Annotated in this window: 10 protein-coding genes and 1 pseudogene; all 11 read right to left on the bottom strand. The window is 67.4% G+C overall.

Annotated elements, in window-relative coordinates; translation table 11 throughout:
- Positions 1 to 51 precede the first annotated feature (51 nt).
- Positions 52 to 1,629, bottom strand: a complete 1,578-nt coding sequence (locus tag AB0D57_RS32155) for a glycosyltransferase family 39 protein (protein WP_362080985.1) — start codon at positions 1,627 to 1,629, stop codon at positions 52 to 54.
- A gap of 125 nt (positions 1,630 to 1,754) precedes the next feature.
- The gene (locus AB0D57_RS32150; RefSeq protein WP_362080982.1) at positions 1,755 to 3,278 is read right to left on the bottom strand and encodes an amino acid permease; all 1,524 of its coding nucleotides are present in this window, start codon (positions 3,276 to 3,278) and stop codon (positions 1,755 to 1,757) included.
- A gap of 146 nt (positions 3,279 to 3,424) precedes the next feature.
- On the bottom strand, positions 3,425 to 5,356 hold the full coding sequence (dxs, locus tag AB0D57_RS32145; RefSeq protein ID WP_362080979.1) for a 1-deoxy-D-xylulose-5-phosphate synthase: 1,932 nt from the start codon (positions 5,354 to 5,356) through the stop codon (positions 3,425 to 3,427).
- A 299-nt stretch (positions 5,357 to 5,655) separates the two neighbouring features.
- Positions 5,656 to 6,978 carry a sugar ABC transporter permease gene (locus AB0D57_RS32140; protein WP_362080976.1) on the bottom strand — a complete coding sequence of 441 codons (1,323 nt, stop codon included), beginning with the start codon at positions 6,976 to 6,978 and terminating at the stop codon, positions 5,656 to 5,658.
- Positions 6,975 to 7,766 (bottom strand): ATP-binding cassette domain-containing protein, encoded by a 792-nt coding sequence (locus AB0D57_RS32135; RefSeq protein WP_362080973.1) that lies wholly within the window; start codon positions 7,764 to 7,766, stop codon positions 6,975 to 6,977. Before AB0D57_RS32135 ends, AB0D57_RS32140 begins: the two co-directional genes overlap by 4 nt.
- 212 nt (positions 7,767 to 7,978) lie before the next feature.
- A complete protein-coding gene (locus tag AB0D57_RS32130; RefSeq protein ID WP_362080970.1) occupies positions 7,979 to 9,085 on the bottom strand; it encodes a substrate-binding domain-containing protein in 1,107 nt (368 codons plus the stop codon).
- A gap of 122 nt (positions 9,086 to 9,207) precedes the next feature.
- Positions 9,208 to 10,407 carry an ROK family transcriptional regulator gene (locus AB0D57_RS32125; protein WP_362080968.1) on the bottom strand — a complete coding sequence of 400 codons (1,200 nt, stop codon included), beginning with the start codon at positions 10,405 to 10,407 and terminating at the stop codon, positions 9,208 to 9,210.
- A gap of 295 nt (positions 10,408 to 10,702) precedes the next feature.
- The gene (locus AB0D57_RS32120) at positions 10,703 to 11,566 is read right to left on the bottom strand and encodes a carbohydrate ABC transporter permease (RefSeq protein WP_362081070.1); all 864 of its coding nucleotides are present in this window, start codon (positions 11,564 to 11,566) and stop codon (positions 10,703 to 10,705) included.
- A gap of 148 nt (positions 11,567 to 11,714) precedes the next feature.
- Positions 11,715 to 12,638 (bottom strand): sugar ABC transporter permease, encoded by a 924-nt coding sequence (locus AB0D57_RS32115; protein WP_362080965.1) that lies wholly within the window; start codon positions 12,636 to 12,638, stop codon positions 11,715 to 11,717.
- Positions 12,639 to 12,700: 62 nt separating this feature from the next.
- Entirely contained in the window at positions 12,701 to 14,152 is a 1,452-nt protein-coding gene (gene ngcE, locus AB0D57_RS32110) for an N-acetylglucosamine/diacetylchitobiose ABC transporter substrate-binding protein (RefSeq protein WP_362080962.1), read from the bottom strand.
- A 532-nt stretch (positions 14,153 to 14,684) separates the two neighbouring features.
- A pseudogene (locus AB0D57_RS32105) lies at positions 14,685 to 14,763 on the bottom strand (carboxymuconolactone decarboxylase family protein); the annotation flags it as partial.

The following is a 14,763-nucleotide window of genomic DNA, read 5'->3' as shown; positions in this document are numbered from 1 at the left end:
CCGCGGACGATCGCCGTCCGCGCGCGACACGTCGGCCTCCCGGCTGCCGTGTCAGAGAGCCCCCTCACCGCGTCGTGGAAACCAGATCTCCTCCCCCGCCCGCTCCGGCCGGACGTAGAACACGGCCCCGTCCACCGTCGTCAGCTCCTCGTAGTGCGCGGCCAGTAAACGGCGCAGGGTAGGGACCCGTTCCGGCCCGAAGGGTTTGCCGCGGCAGTCGTCGACGATCAACACGGGTGGGTTGGCGGCGAGTTCGTCGCGGAAGACGGCCCAAGCGCCGTCGATCGCGTATTTCTCCCCCACCTGCGGCCCGTCCCGCCCGCCGCTGTAGTTCGTCAGGAAGCCCGCCGTCAGATAGCGGCTCGCCGGGGTGCGGTCCGCCAGCCAGTACGTCTCCGGGTGTATCCCCCAGACCAGAACCCGGTCGCCCGGCGCGCTGCGCGCGCGTACCGCCTCCGCCACGCGCTGCGTGTGCGCCAGTTCGGAGCGCGGGGCCAGAACGCCCCACGCGAGGAACACCGCGCAGCAGCACACCGACGTCAGGATCGCCGACGCCCGCCGCTCCCGCGGCAGGATCTGCACCGCACCGGTGGCCAACAGGACGACGGGTGGGATGAGTTGGAGGTAGTAGTGGCCGAAGAAGTGGAAGCCGACCATGACGGCCGCCACCGACGCGGCCAGCCACAGCCACAGGTCCGCCGAGCCCGTACGGGCGATACGCAGCACCCGGACGACCGGCGGCAGCAGCCCCGCGCAGGCCGCCGCCAGGATCGCGGAGTTGGTCAACGCCCTTACCAGAACGTGGAGTTCGGAGCCCGTGAAGGAGGCGTACGCCCCCGAACCCGTCACCGTCCAGAAGACGAATCCCGCCGGGTCGGTCAGCAGGGCCGCGCCCAGGACGGGTAGCACAGCGCCCGCCGTCAGCCGCAGGACCCCCGAGTCCCGGACCCCCTTCAGCCACTCGGCGAGCGAGCCCCTCGACTTCCCCGCCGGGCACGCCACCGGTCGCCCGGCGTCCGGCTCGCGGGACCGCCACAGCAGCCACACCACCGGCACCAGCACCGCCCCACCCGTCTGCTTCGCCAGGAACGCGCAGGCGACGGCGGCTCCCGCCGCTCCCCAACGCCGCCTGTCCGCACACCACATGGCCCACGCCGTGCACGGCAGCGTGAACACCTCGAAGGTCGCCGCCTGCGCGTCCTCGGGGTTGAGCCCGATCGAGGCCAGCAGATACAGCACACCCGCCGTACGCCCGGCCGGGTCACCCCAGCGGCGCCGGGCCAGGGACGCCAGCAGCACGGCGGTCACCAGCTGGGCCACGGCCGCGAGGACCCGTACCGATGTCAGCGACCCGGAGCCGAACACCGCGAACGCCCCCTCGTACAGCCATGGCACGAGCGGCGGCTTACGGTCCACGACCGTCCGGTACAGCTCCCCGCCGTCCGCGAGTATCCGCGCCTGTACGGCGAGATAGCCCTCGTCCGGGTTCCACAGCGGTCGTACGAAGGAGGGGGCCCGGGTGAGACAGGCCAGCACCGCGAGGACGGGCAGCAGCCGTCTCCAGTAGCCGCGGCCCGACACGCGTGACTCGACTACGGAGCGCGGTGATTCCAGGAGCTCGGCGAGCATACGGTGCACGCTATCCGGCCCCGCAGTCCCTATCGAAGCGGGACATACGGGGCCGGGTCAGCAAAGCGGAGATTAGACCGACCGGCAATGGGAGGGCGGCGCCGCCCTCCCATTGCCGGTCGGTCTTACTCCTCGCCCGGGCCCGGCCGCTTCAGCACCTCGCCCACCGTCGTCTCCTCGTGCCGCCCGAGACGGCTGTGCGTCTGCCCGTACAGGAAGTAGACGGCGACGCCGATGACCATCCAGATCCCGAACCGGAGCCAGGTCTCGGTGGGCAGGTTCAGCATCAGCCACAGTGAGGCGGCCACCGACAGGATCGGGACCCACGGCACCATCGGGGTGCGGAAGGCGCGGTGCAGGTCAGGGCGGGTACGGCGGAGGATGACGACGCCGATCGCGACGACCACGAAGGCGAAGAGCGTACCGATGTTGACCAGTTCGGCGAGTGCGCTGAGGCTGGTGAAGCCCGCGACGATCGCGATGATCACGCCCAGCAGGATGGTCGGCCGGTGCGGGGTGCGGAACTTCGGATGGACCTGGGAGAAGAACCGCGGCAGCAGCCCGTCGCGGCTCATCGCGAAGAAGACCCGGGTCTGGCCGAGGAGAAGGATCATGCAGACCGTCGTCAGACCGACGGCGGCGCCGAAGCCGATGGTGCCCGCGAACCAGGGGTGCCCGGTCGCCTTGAAGGCGTCGGCGAGCGGGGCGTCGATGGAGAGCTGGCTGTAGTGCTGCATGCCCGTGACGACGATCGACACGAGGACATAGAGCGTGGTGCAGATGAGGAGCGAGCCGAGGATGCCACGCGGCATGTCCCGCTGCGGGTTCTTGGTCTCCTCGGCGGCGGTGGCCACGACGTCGAAACCGATGAAGGCGAAGAAGACGACGGAGGCGGCCGTGAAGATGCCCAGCACGCCGAAGTTGGTGGGCGCCCAGCCGAACATCACCTGCAGGAGCGGGGATTTGAGACCGCTGCCCGCCTCCACCTGCTGCGCCTCGGGGACGAAGGGCTTGTAGTTGTCACCGTTGATGAAGAAGGCGCCCGCGATGATCACGATCATGACGACGGTGACCTTGATGGCGACGACGACCGTGGTGACCCGGGCGGAGAGCTTCACCCCGACGACCAGGATGGCGGTGAGCACCAGCACCAGCAGAAAGGCGAGGATGTCGAAGCCGAACCCCGTGGCGTGTTCCCGTCCGCCGAGCTCCGCCGGCAGATGCCAGCCGACGTTGTCCATCAGCGAGCGCACGTACCCCGACCAGCCGACGGCCACCACCGCCGTGCCGAGCGCGAACTCCAGGACCAGGTCCCAGCCGATGATCCAGGCGGGCAGCTCGCCGAGCGAGGCGTAGGCGAAGGTGTACGCGGATCCCGCCACCGGGACCGTGGAGGCGAACTCCGCGTAGCAGAGCGCGGCCAGGCCACAAGCGATGCCCGCGGCGATGAACGCCAGCGACACCGCCGGGCCCGCGTTCTGCTTGGCGACCTTGCCGGTGAGGACGAAGATGCCGGTGCCGATGATCACACCGACGCCGAAGACGGTGAGATCCAGAGCGGACAGCGACTTCTTGAGTGCGTGCTCCGGCTCCTCAGTGTCCAAGATCGACTGTTCGACCTTCTTCGTTCTGAAGAGGGTGCTGCTCACGGGTACCTCCCACGCTTGTCGTCCTCGACATGATCGAGACGACCGGCGCTCCGTCCGCCCCGACATGTACGGGTTCACGCGAATGGGCCGGTTCCTCCACCCGTAGGGGGTGGAAAAACCGGCCCATTGGACCTGCGGGGAGTACGTCAGTCGCGCGCGGGCTCCACCGAGTCCACGATCTGCGGGGTCGTACGGTCGAACCGGCCGTCGAGCTTGGCGACGAGCCCGGTGACCTGGCGGGCGATGTCCGGCGCCGTCAGACCGATCTCCGTCATGACCTCGGCACGGGAGGCGTGGTCGAGGAAACGCGGCGGGATACCGAAGTCACGCAGCGGAACGTCCACGCCCGCGTCGCGCAGGGCTTGCGCGATCGTCGATCCGACGCCGCCGACGCGGGAGTTGTCCTCCACGGTGACGACCACCCGGTGCTGCTCGGCGAGCGGGGCCATGGCCTCGTCGACGGGCTTGACCCAGCGCGGGTCGACGACGGTCGTGGAGATGCCCTGCTTGTCGAGGAGGTCGGCGATCTCCAGGCACATCGGCGCGAGCGCGCCGACGGAGACCAGCAGCACGTCGGGCACGGCGGAGTGCGGTGCGCGCAGCACGTCCATACCGCCGATCCGGCCCACCGCGGGCACGGCCGGGCCGACCGCACCCTTGGAGAAGCGGACCACGGTCGGCGCGTCGTCGACGTCGACGGCCTCGCGCAGCTGGGCGCGGACCTGGTCGGCGTCGCGCGGCGCGGCCAGCCTGAGGCCGGGGACGACCTGGAGGATCGACATGTCCCACATACCGTTGTGCGAGGCGCCGTCGGTGCCGGTGACGCCCGCACGGTCCAGCACGAAGGTGACGCCGCACTTGTGCAGGGCCACGTCCATCAGCACCTGGTCGAAGGCGCGGTTGAGGAAGGTCGCGTAGACGGCGAAGACGGGGTGCAGTCCGCCGGTGGCGAGGCCGGCCGCGGAGACGGCGGCGTGCTGCTCGGCGATGCCGACGTCGTACACCCGTTTGGGGAAGGCCTTGGCGAACTTGTCGAGGCCGACCGGCTGGAGCATCGCGGCCGTGATGGCGACGACGTCCTTGCGCTCCTGGCCGAGCTTGACCATCTCCTCGCCGAAGACGGAGGTCCAGTCGGCGCCGGAGGAGGCGATCGGCAGGCCCGTGTCGGGGTGGATCTTGCCGACGGCGTGGAAGCGGTCCGCCTCGTCCTGGAGGGCGGGCTGGTAGCCGCGGCCCTTCTCGGTGAGGCAGTGCACGATCACCGGGCCGCCGAAACGCTTGGCGCGGGCGAGCGCCGACTCCAGGGCCTCGATGTCGTGGCCGTCGATCGGGCCGACGTACTTGAGGCCGAGGTCCTCGAACATGCCCTGCGGGGCGATGAAGTCCTTGAGGCCCTTCTTGGCGCCGTGCAGGGTCTCGTAGAGCGGCTTGCCGACGACGGGCGTGCGTTCCAGCAGGTCCTTGCCCCGGGCCAGGAAACGCTCGTAGCCGTCCGTGGTGCGCAGGGTCGCCAGGTGGTTCGCGAGGCCACCGATCGTGGGGGCGTACGAGCGCTCGTTGTCGTTGACGACGATCACCAGGGGACGGTCCTTGGCGTCCGCGATGTTGTTGAGCGCCTCCCAGGCCATGCCGCCGGTGAGAGCGCCGTCACCGATGACGGCCACCACGTGGTCGTCCTTCTCGAGGACCTCGTTGGCCTTCGCCAGGCCGTCGGCCCAGCCGAGGACGGTGGAGGCGTGCGAGTTCTCGATCACGTCGTGCTCGGACTCGGACTGCGAGGGGTAGCCGGACAGGCCCCCCTTCATCTTCAGCTGCGAGAAGTCCTGGCGGCCGGTGAGGAGCTTGTGGACGTAGGACTGGTGGCCCGTGTCCCACAGCACCCTGTCCTTGGGCGACTCGAAGACGCGGTGCAGCGCGATGGTGAGCTCCACGACACCGAGGTTGGGGCCGAGGTGGCCGCCTGTCTTGGAGACCGCGTCGACGAGAAAGGTCCTGATCTCGTCGGCCAGCTGGTCCAGCTGCTCCAGGCTGAGCCGGTCCAGATCGCGCGGTCCCCTGATGCGGGTCAGCAGCGGCACCCGTGCCTCCTTGCAGTAGAGCTGTTCGAGCTTGGCGGGCTTGTCGAGTCTAATGTTCCGCCTGTGCGATCAAGTCCCGGGCCCGGCGATCCACGCCACACGTTCGGCGCAACAAGAAACACACCAGGACATGACTGTGCCCGGTACCGCCATTGGTACCGGGCACAGGATCAGAGGGGCGGCGCTGCGGCCGGCCCACAGGGGCGCGGGGCTGTGTTCATCATGCGGCTGCGCCGCGTGGGCGCGACCAGCCACAACGGACCGGCGCCAACAGAACGACCCGCACCCCTACGACGCGGTCAGGCGCGCCCGGAGGCCTTCTGGCTCTTGCGGGACACCGAGTCGATGACCACCGCACCGAGAAGAACCGCACCAGTGATCATGTACTGGATGGACGTGTTCATGTTGAGCAGGTCCAGGCCGGTCTGGATGGACTGGATGACCAGCATGCCCAGCAAGGCGGACCACACGTTGCCCCGGCCGCCGAAGAGGCTGGTGCCACCGATGACCGCGGCCGCGATGGCCAGCATCAGGGTGTTGCCGCCACCGGCGTTCAGGGTCGCGCTCGCCGTCTGCCCGGCGAAGAACATGCCGCCGACCGCCGCGAATCCGCCCGAGATGGCGAACACGGTGATGCGGATCATGGACACGTTGATACCGGCCCTGCGAGCCGCCTCGATGCCACCACCGACCGCGAAGACCTTGCGGCCGTACGGGGTGCGCCGCAGCACGAAGTCGACGATCACCAGCGCCGCGAGGAAGATCACCAGCGCGTTGGAGACACCGGCGGCGTTGTTCAGCACGGCCGCGGCGGCGAAGGACGCCACGGCGAGCGCGCCGACCCGCAGCACGATCTCGCTGGTGGGCCGGAAGGGGACTCCGGCGGCACGGCGGCGACGCTGCTCGCCGAACGAGCCGACGAGCATGGAGAGGACGCCGAGGCCGGCCAGCACGTAGGCGCCGATGATGGCCTGGTCCATGAAGAAGGAGCTCTGGCCCAGGATGTGCACCGGGCCCTCTTCGGACGGGATGTTGATGGTGCCGCTCGAGCCGAGCAGCCACAGCATCAGGCCGTTCCAGCCGAGGAAGCCCGCCAGTGTCACGACGAAGGCCGGTACACCGATCCTGGCGAAGAACCAGCCGTGCAGGGCGCCGATACCGACACCGGTCACGATGGTCAGGAGCAGCGCCAGCCAGGCGTTCATGCCGTGGGTGACCACGAACACGGCGAAGAGCGTCGACGCGAAGCCGCTGACCGATCCGACGGAGAGGTCGATCTCTCCGAGCAGCAGCACGAACACCAGGCCGATGGCGAGCATGCCGGTGGCCGACAGGTAGTAGCTGATGTTGGAAAGGTTGTCGGCGCTGAGGAACCGGTCGTTCTGGAGCTGGAAGATCGTCCAGATGACGATCAGGCCTATGAAGACCGGCAGTGAGCCCAGCTCACCGCCCTTCACCTTGCGCTTGAACTCGGTGAAGTAGCCCTTCAGGCCCTCGTCGCGGACCAGCAGTCGCGGATCGACGACGGACACCGGTGCGGCCGTGGGGTCGTCGGCGGGAGCCACGGTGTTCTGGTGCTCCACCTCGGGGTCCGGCTTCACGGTCTTGGACGTGTCACTCACTTTGCCGCCTCCGTGCTGCGACGCCCCGCACGACGGGTCACCGCGTTGTCGGTGGCTCCCGTGATCGCGGCGATGATCTCTTCGTGGCTGGTGTCCTTCACCGGGAAGGAGCCGTTGTTCTTGCCCAGGCGCAGGACGGCGACGGTGTCCGCGACCGCCTTCACGTCGGCCATGTTGTGGCTGATGAGGATGACGCCGAGGTTCCGCTCGCGCAGCCGCTCGACCAGGTCGAGGACCTGCGCGGTCTGCTCGACACCCAGGGCGGCGGTGGGCTCGTCGAGGATGACGACCTTCGGGTCACCGATCAGGGCGCGCGCGATCGCGACGACCTGGCGCTGGCCACCGGAGAGGCTCGCGATCGGGATGCGCACGCTCGGGATGCGGATGGAGAGCGTGTTCAGGAGTTCCCGAGCGTTCTTCTCCATCGACACCTCGTCGATGACGCCGCGGCGCAGCAACTCGCGCCCGAGGTAAAGGTTTCCGACCACGTCCAGGTTGTCGCACAGGGCGAGGTCCTGGTACACCGTCGCGACGCCGAGTCCCTGAGCGTCGTTGGGCTTGTTGATGCTGACCGGGTTGCCCTCCCACTCGATGACGCCCTCATCGATGGGATGCACACCCGCGATCGTTTTGACCAGGGTCGACTTACCTGCGCCGTTGTCGCCCACCAGGGCGACCACTTCTCCGGCGTGAACCTCCAACTCGACATCGGTGAGTGCTTGGACCGCACCGAATCGCTTGGAGACTCCGCGCAACGCCAACACGGGCGTAGCGGACACGTGAACCATCTCCTTCGCCGCCTGACCGGCGGGGATGCCGCGCTTGGGGACAGGCGCGGAGGGGTGTGCTAAGTGCACAGATGTACAAGAGAACATGGGGGAATCCGCTGCACTTGGCAACGGGTTCCGTCCGACGCCCGCCCCGACAGCGGGGTATGAAGGCCGGGGCGGACGTCGGAGGGGTCTGGCGGGACCGCCGGGCGGTCGTCGCTCGAGTACTGCTACTCGATGCCGGCTTCCTTGCAGGCCTTGGCGTAGTCGCCGGCGCAGATCTCCGCGACGGTGTAGAGCTTGTCCTTGACCACCGTGTCCATGATGTTGTCCGTGGTGACCGACACCGGGGTCAGCAGCTGCGAGGGGACCTTGTCGCCGGAGCCGCTGGTCTGCGTCTGGTTGGCCAGGGACTTGATGTCCTTGCCCTCGAGCAGGTTGACCGCGAGCTGGGCGGCGGCGTCCGCCTCCGGCTTGAAGGCCTTGTAGACGGTGCTGGACTGGGTGCCGGCGACGATGCGCTGGATGCCCGCCAGTTCGGCGTCCTGACCGGTCAGCGGGATACCGCTGATACCGGCGCCCTTGAGGGTGGTGGCGATGCCACCGGCCATGCCGTCGTTGGCGGCGTAGACGCCCGCGATCTTCTTGGCGCCGAGCTGGGTGATGGCCGCCGACATCTTCTGCGAGGCGACGGTGTCCTTCCAGAGGCCGGACTGCTCGTAGGCGATGTCGACCTTGCCGTCGAGGGCGTTGTGCGCGCCCTTCTTGAACTGCCCGGCGTTCGGGTCGGCGTCGTCACCGTTGATCATGACGACCTTGGACTTCGCGGTGGCCTTGGAGCCGAGGGAGGCGAGGAGCGCCTCACCCTGGAGCTCGCCGACCTTGACGTTGTCGAAGGAGATGTACGCGGAGACCGGGCCCTGGGCGAGACGGTCGTACGCGATGACCTTGATGCCCTTGTCGACAGCGGTCTGGATGGAGGACTTGATGGCGGCAGAGTCCTGGGCGCTGACCACGATCACCTTGACACCCTTGGTGATCATGCTGCTGACCTGCTGGGCCTGCTTGGCCGCGTCGCCCGCCGCGTTCGCGTACTCGACCTTGCAGTCGGCACACAGCTCCTCGACCTTGGCCTGGAAGAACGGCTTGTCGAACTTCTCGTAGCGCGCGGTCACGCTGTCGGGGAGCAGCAGGCCGATGGTCTTGCTGTCGGAGCTGCTGCTGGAGTCGCTGCCGGAGTCGCTGCTGTCATCGCCGGCCTTGCCGCAGGCAGCCACGGAAAGGGCCATGGAAACCGCCGCGGTACCGATCACGACTCTACGCATCATTGCGTTCATTGAGGGGTGCCTCCCTGACAGGGCCGCAACGCTGCGGCCGAGGTGGTTTGGAGTCAACTCGGCCACGCGTGCGACGTCAAGAAGTAAATACTTAACGAGATGGCAACGGCGCCTTGCGTTCTCTAAGTGAAGACAGGGGTGGCCCCGGACAGCGAGCCGTCCAAGAGGGTCGAATCGCCCATCTCGCTCAGCGCGAGAGCAAGCGCACCGAGCACTTCCGCACGACCCCCAAGTGCCCCTGGCAGCACCGAGAGTTGGCGTGCCGCGCTGGGGATCGCATACCTGCCCACCGACTCTCTGATGGGCCCCAGAACGAGCTCTCCGGCCTCGGCCAGATCACCACCGAGAACCACCCGGCTCGGGTTCAACAGATTGCAAAGATTCGCCACCCCGCTCCCGATGTGACGGCCTACGTCGGCGATCACCCGACGGCAGCCCGGATCCCCGTCCCGTGCCAGTCTGACGACACCCTCCATGGTCAGATCGGTGCCGTGACTGGACTGGAGCAGCGGCAGCACATAGCGCGCCGCCGCGAAGGTCTCCAGACAGCCCCGGTTGCCGCAACGGCAGACGGGGCCGGATTCATCCAGGGTGATGTGGCCGATCTCCCCCGCCGTGCCGCCGGGGCCGCGATAGATCTTGCCGCTGATCACCAGCCCGGCACCGACGCCGCTCGCGACCTTGATGTACGCCAGGTCCTTGACCCCGCGCCCACTCCCCCAGACCAGCTCGCCGAGCGCGCCCAGATTCGCGTCGTTGTCCACGTGTACGGGCACTCCGAGGCGCCCCCGCAGCTCCTCGGCGGGTTTCGCGCCGGTCCAGCCCGGCAGGATCGCGGTGGACCCGAGGGTGCCCGACTCGACGTCGATCGGACCCGGCACGCCGAGCCCCACGCCCGCGATCTTGGAACGGTCCACTCCGGTCGCCGCGATCAGGCGGCTGACCAGCTCCTCCGCCCGGTCGAAGCCCTGTGCGGCGGAGGCGTCCACATCCAGCGGTTCCGCCTCCTCGGCCAGCACCTGGTGGGCGAGGTTTCCGACCGCGACGCGCAAATGCGTATGCCCGAAGTCGACTCCGATGACGATCCCGGCGTCACCGCTCAGGGACACGCTGCGGGCTCTTCGGCCGCCCGCCGAAGTGGGTGTGACCTCGACCGTCCCGCGGTCCTTGAGTTCCCGGACGATATTGGAGACGGTCGCGGCCGACAGGCCCGTCGTCCTCGCGATCTCCGCCTGCGTGAGCGAACCGGCAAGGCGCACCGCACGCACGACGCGCTCCAGATTGGCTCTGTGCAGCGACGACTGCGACCCCGGAGTCTCCACGACGACCTCCCGCGCGAGGCCGCCACGGCGAGGCCCCGCCTATGTCCAACTAGTGAACTCTAAGCTGAGCCGTTTGGGTTAGCTCCCGTCAAGAGGTTGAGCTGCATCCGGCGTGGATGAACACACGTGCAGGGGACCCGCGCATGGCGTGAACCGGGGTCGTGGCCTGCCGGAGCCCGCTGTCACCGGCACCCCGCACGGGCAGTTGCCCGTTTTCGGGCCCAGGCCCGCGGAGCCGCCCCGTGGTCCACGTCACACCGGATCACTCACAAGTTGTTACCAACGGGCCCGGTCGTTACTTCAGCGCGCCCGCGGTCAACCCCTGCACGACCTGCCGCTGGAAGATGATGTACGCGGCCAGCACCGGGAGCATCGCCATCACCAGGCCGGCGAACAGACCCGACCAGTCGCCCTTGTACCCCTGGCTGGTCGCCAGCTCCACGAGGCCCTGGGAGAGCACCTTCTTGTCCGGGTCGGTGTTCAGCACCGTCGGGAGCATGTACTGGTTCCACTGGCCCAGGAAGTTGAAGATGCCGACGCTGATCAGACCCGGTTTGGCCATCGGCAGCATGATCTGGAAGAACGTCCTGGTGTGCGAGGCCCCGTCGACGAATGCCGCCTCGGCTATGGAGGTCGGCAGTGTCCTGAAGAACGAGGTCAGGAAGAAGACCGTGAAGGGCAGCGAGTAGGCGATGTAGACGAGGATCAGGCCCGGGAGCGTGTTCAGCAGGCGCATGTTGTTCAGCACATAGAACAGGGGCACCAGGGCCAGCATGACCGGGAAGCTCATCCCTCCGACGAAGAGGAAGTAGATGAAGCGGTTGCCCGGGAAGTCGAAGCGGGCGAGTACGTAGGCCGCCATCGAGCCGAGTGCGAGCGTGCCGGCCAGCGAGAAGCCGACCACGATGAGCGTGTTGCCGAAGTAGTCGCTCATGTGCGCCTGCGACCAGGCACGCGACCAGTTGTCGAAGTGCAGCTTGTCCGGCAGCGACCAGGGCGAGCTGAAGATGGAGTCGTCGTCCTTGAAGGACGTCATCACCGCCCACAGGAGCGGCAGGACGACCATGATCGCCCAGATGATGAGAATGCCGTGCGAGAAGGCGTTGAGGACACCGCCCTCACTGCTCTTCGCCTTCTCCGGCGCGGCCTTCGTCTTCATCACCCGGGGGCGGTCCTCGACCGGGTCGGCGGACGGAGGGGTGTCGGTCGTCTTCACCGCTGTTCACCTCGCAAGGGAGCGCCGGGCGCCAGGTCCGACGTGCGTTTCGGCCGGGGGTGCGGGGGTCGGCCCCCGGGAAGACACAGCATCAGAACTCCAGCCGCTCGCGCCGGCCCAGTCGCATCACGACCGCCGCGAACAGCAGCGTGACGACGAGGAGCGCGACACCGATCGTTGTCGCATAGGCGGCGTTCGCGTCACGGAACGCCGATTGGTACACGTACAGCGGAAGGACCGTGGTCGAGTAGTCGGGACCGCCGGGGCCCACGGTCATGATCTGCACGGCGGCGAACGCCTCGGCGCCGAGGGCCAGGATTCCCATGTAGACCCATCCCGACTGCACGGTGTCCCAGAGCAGCGGAAGGGTGATTTTGAAGAAGGTGGTGAATCGGCTGGCTCCGTCGAGGAGAGCGGCCTCGTAGAAATCCTTCGGAATCGATGCCATTCCCGCCGAGAACAGCACGACGAAGAATCCGACCGTGCTCCACAGGAGCACCGTCATGACGCACCAGAGGGCCAGATTCGGGTCCCCCAGCCAGTCCGGCTGAATGCTTCCGAGGCCGACGGCCTTCAACGTCCCGTTGAACACACCGTCGTTCGGGTTGTACGCGAACTGGAAAAGCAGGGCGACGATCGCGATCGACAGCACCTGCGGGAAGAAATAGGCGATCTTGTAGAAACCCGAGCCCCGCACCCCGGTGATGGAGGCGCCCTTTCCGCGCCGCCCACCGACATTGAGCATGAAGGCGAAGAACAGTGCGAGGCCCAGCGTCACCAGCGGCAGCAACACCGCGAACAGCAGGCTGTGCTGCAACGACTTCCAGAAGATGTCGTCCTTCAGCATTCTGGTGTAGTTGGCGAATCCGACCATCTTGAAGTCGGGGCTCAGACCGGTCCAGTCCGTGAACGAGTAGTAGATCGCCTGGATGAAGGGCCAGATCACGAAGATCGCGTACAACGCCAGGGGGGCCACCAAGAACCCCACGATGAACCGGTACTTGCCGTGTTGCATGGTTACCGACCCCGATCGATTCGCGGATGCCGCCGCCGCTGATGACGCATGGGCACGCGCCGCTACTGGTGCTTGTAGTGCTTGATGGACTGGTCCTTGGCCGCCGCGTCCGCGTAGCCCTGGATCTTCTTGATGGCCTCGGCCGGGGTCAGTCGCCCTGCCATCATCTCGCCGAGTCCGGACACACCGATCTGCTCCTTCTGGAGCTTCACGTACCAGTCCTGCATCCGCGGGTTGACCACGTTGTCGCCCGCCTTCTCCAGCGCCGCGACACCGGACTTGAGACCCGGGGTCAGGGTGATGCCGTCGGTGCCACCGTTGAAGGCGGTCAGTGACTTCACCTGGCTGGTGAAGTTCTTGGACGAGGCCTCGCTGAGCATGATGCGCAGCTGCTCCATGCCGCCCGTGGGGTTGGCCGCCTTGGTCGGGACGATGAAGGGCTCGCCGCCGCAGGCCCAGATGGTGCCGAACGGCATCTTGTCGGAACTGTCGAGGCTGGACGGACCGCTGACGGCCAGGTTGAAGTCCTTCGGGATCACACTCGCGGACTCGTTCTCGACCCAGGACCCGTTCGGGATGAAGAGCGCCTCGCCCTTGGCCCAGGCGGTCTGCGACTGGATGTGGTCGATACCCGGGGTGCCCTTGAGGATGTAACCCTTCTTGTAGAGCTCGTAGTAGGCCTCGAACGCGGCCTTGACGGCCGGGTCCTTCCAGGCGTTGGGCTCCAGGTTGTCGATCTTGTCGAGTACCTCCCGGCCGCCGATCTTGGCGATGAAGGGGGAGAGCGAGAAGGGCAGGTAGTACGGGTACTTGCCCGCGTACGTCCAGCCGGCGATGCCCTGCTTCTTTGCCTTCGCGCACAGCGCGAGCATCGCGTCCCAGTCCTCGGGGTACGTCGCGTCGAGCTTGTCGAGGGCGGTCTGCGAGTACCACACGCCGTAGACCGTGTACGCGTAGTACATGATCCACACCGGGTCGCCGTCGAACTGGCCCATCTCGACGATGCCGGGGCGCAGCGTGTCGCGGACCTTCTTCGCCGGGTCGTCGACCGACGGGGCGTCGAGGAGCGGGGTCAGGTCGGCGAGCTGCTTCTTGCCGACGAGGACGCCCATGTCCATCTGCTGGGCACCGGAGTTGTCGATCAGGTCGGGCGGCGTGCCGCCGTTGAACTTGGGCTGAAGCTCGGACTGGATCTTCTGGGTCTTATGGAAATCGATCTTGACCTTGGGGTACGCCTTCTTGTACTCGGCGTTGGCGTCGGTCGCGTACTTCGTACCGAAACCGCCGTCGAAGATGACGACCGCGAGCGGGGCGGTCTCGTTGACGCCCAGCGGATTCTTGGTCGTCTTCTTGCCGGCCTCGGCCTTGTCCTCCGAACCACTGTCACTGCTCGCACACGCGGACAGGAAGCTCATCGTCGGCACGGAGATCAGACCTAGTGCCGCCGACCGCTTGATCAGATCACGGCGGCCGACACCCTCGGGGTTGCTGTTCTCGGCGGAAGTGGATCCCATGCTCAAGTCCTCGCCTTCTCCAGGACTCAGGCGGTGAACCGGATCCTCCCCGGCACCGCGGTTAGGTCAAGCTGGGGTCGTGCATGAGGGATTCAGCGGGACGACACGGCGATCACGGCCGATGACACTGGCCACCCCCGCCCGATTCCCCCCCGATACGTACCTGTCCGCAGCCGTCGCTCGGCCAGGCAGGTGCCGACAGGTATAGTCCATTTCTGGTCGGCTGAGCAAGATCGAATGCTGGTTTGCCCGTGGGTCTTTTCCGAGTTGAGACCTCGCGGAAATGTGAGGCGTTCGCACGTTCCCCCGGAGAAGATCAACGGGGCGTCACCTCCCGCGTCGGGAGTAATGCGCAGATAGTCGCCCGACATTCAACCCGGACACCACATCCAACAGCCTTGACATCACTGACAACTTGACTCCCTACTGGTCCTTGCGCAGCAGCACTGACAACGTTGTCCGGCTGTCGGCGAGTGAGCCGAAGGGGCGCGCCGGTGTCGAGAGCGCGACCGTGCGGAGGCCCGAAGGGCTGCACGTCGAGCTGGGCCTCGCAGCCGCCGAGCGCGGTGAGCATGCCGAGCGTCACCAACTGGCGGTCGCGCGGGGCGAGT

This window comes from Streptomyces sp. NPDC048275 (genome assembly GCF_040652275.1).
Taxonomy (GTDB): Bacteria; Actinomycetota; Actinomycetes; order Streptomycetales; family Streptomycetaceae; genus Streptomyces.
The sequence above is the reverse complement of the archived record's forward strand: the minus strand, read 5'-3'. Positions and strand labels throughout refer to the sequence as shown.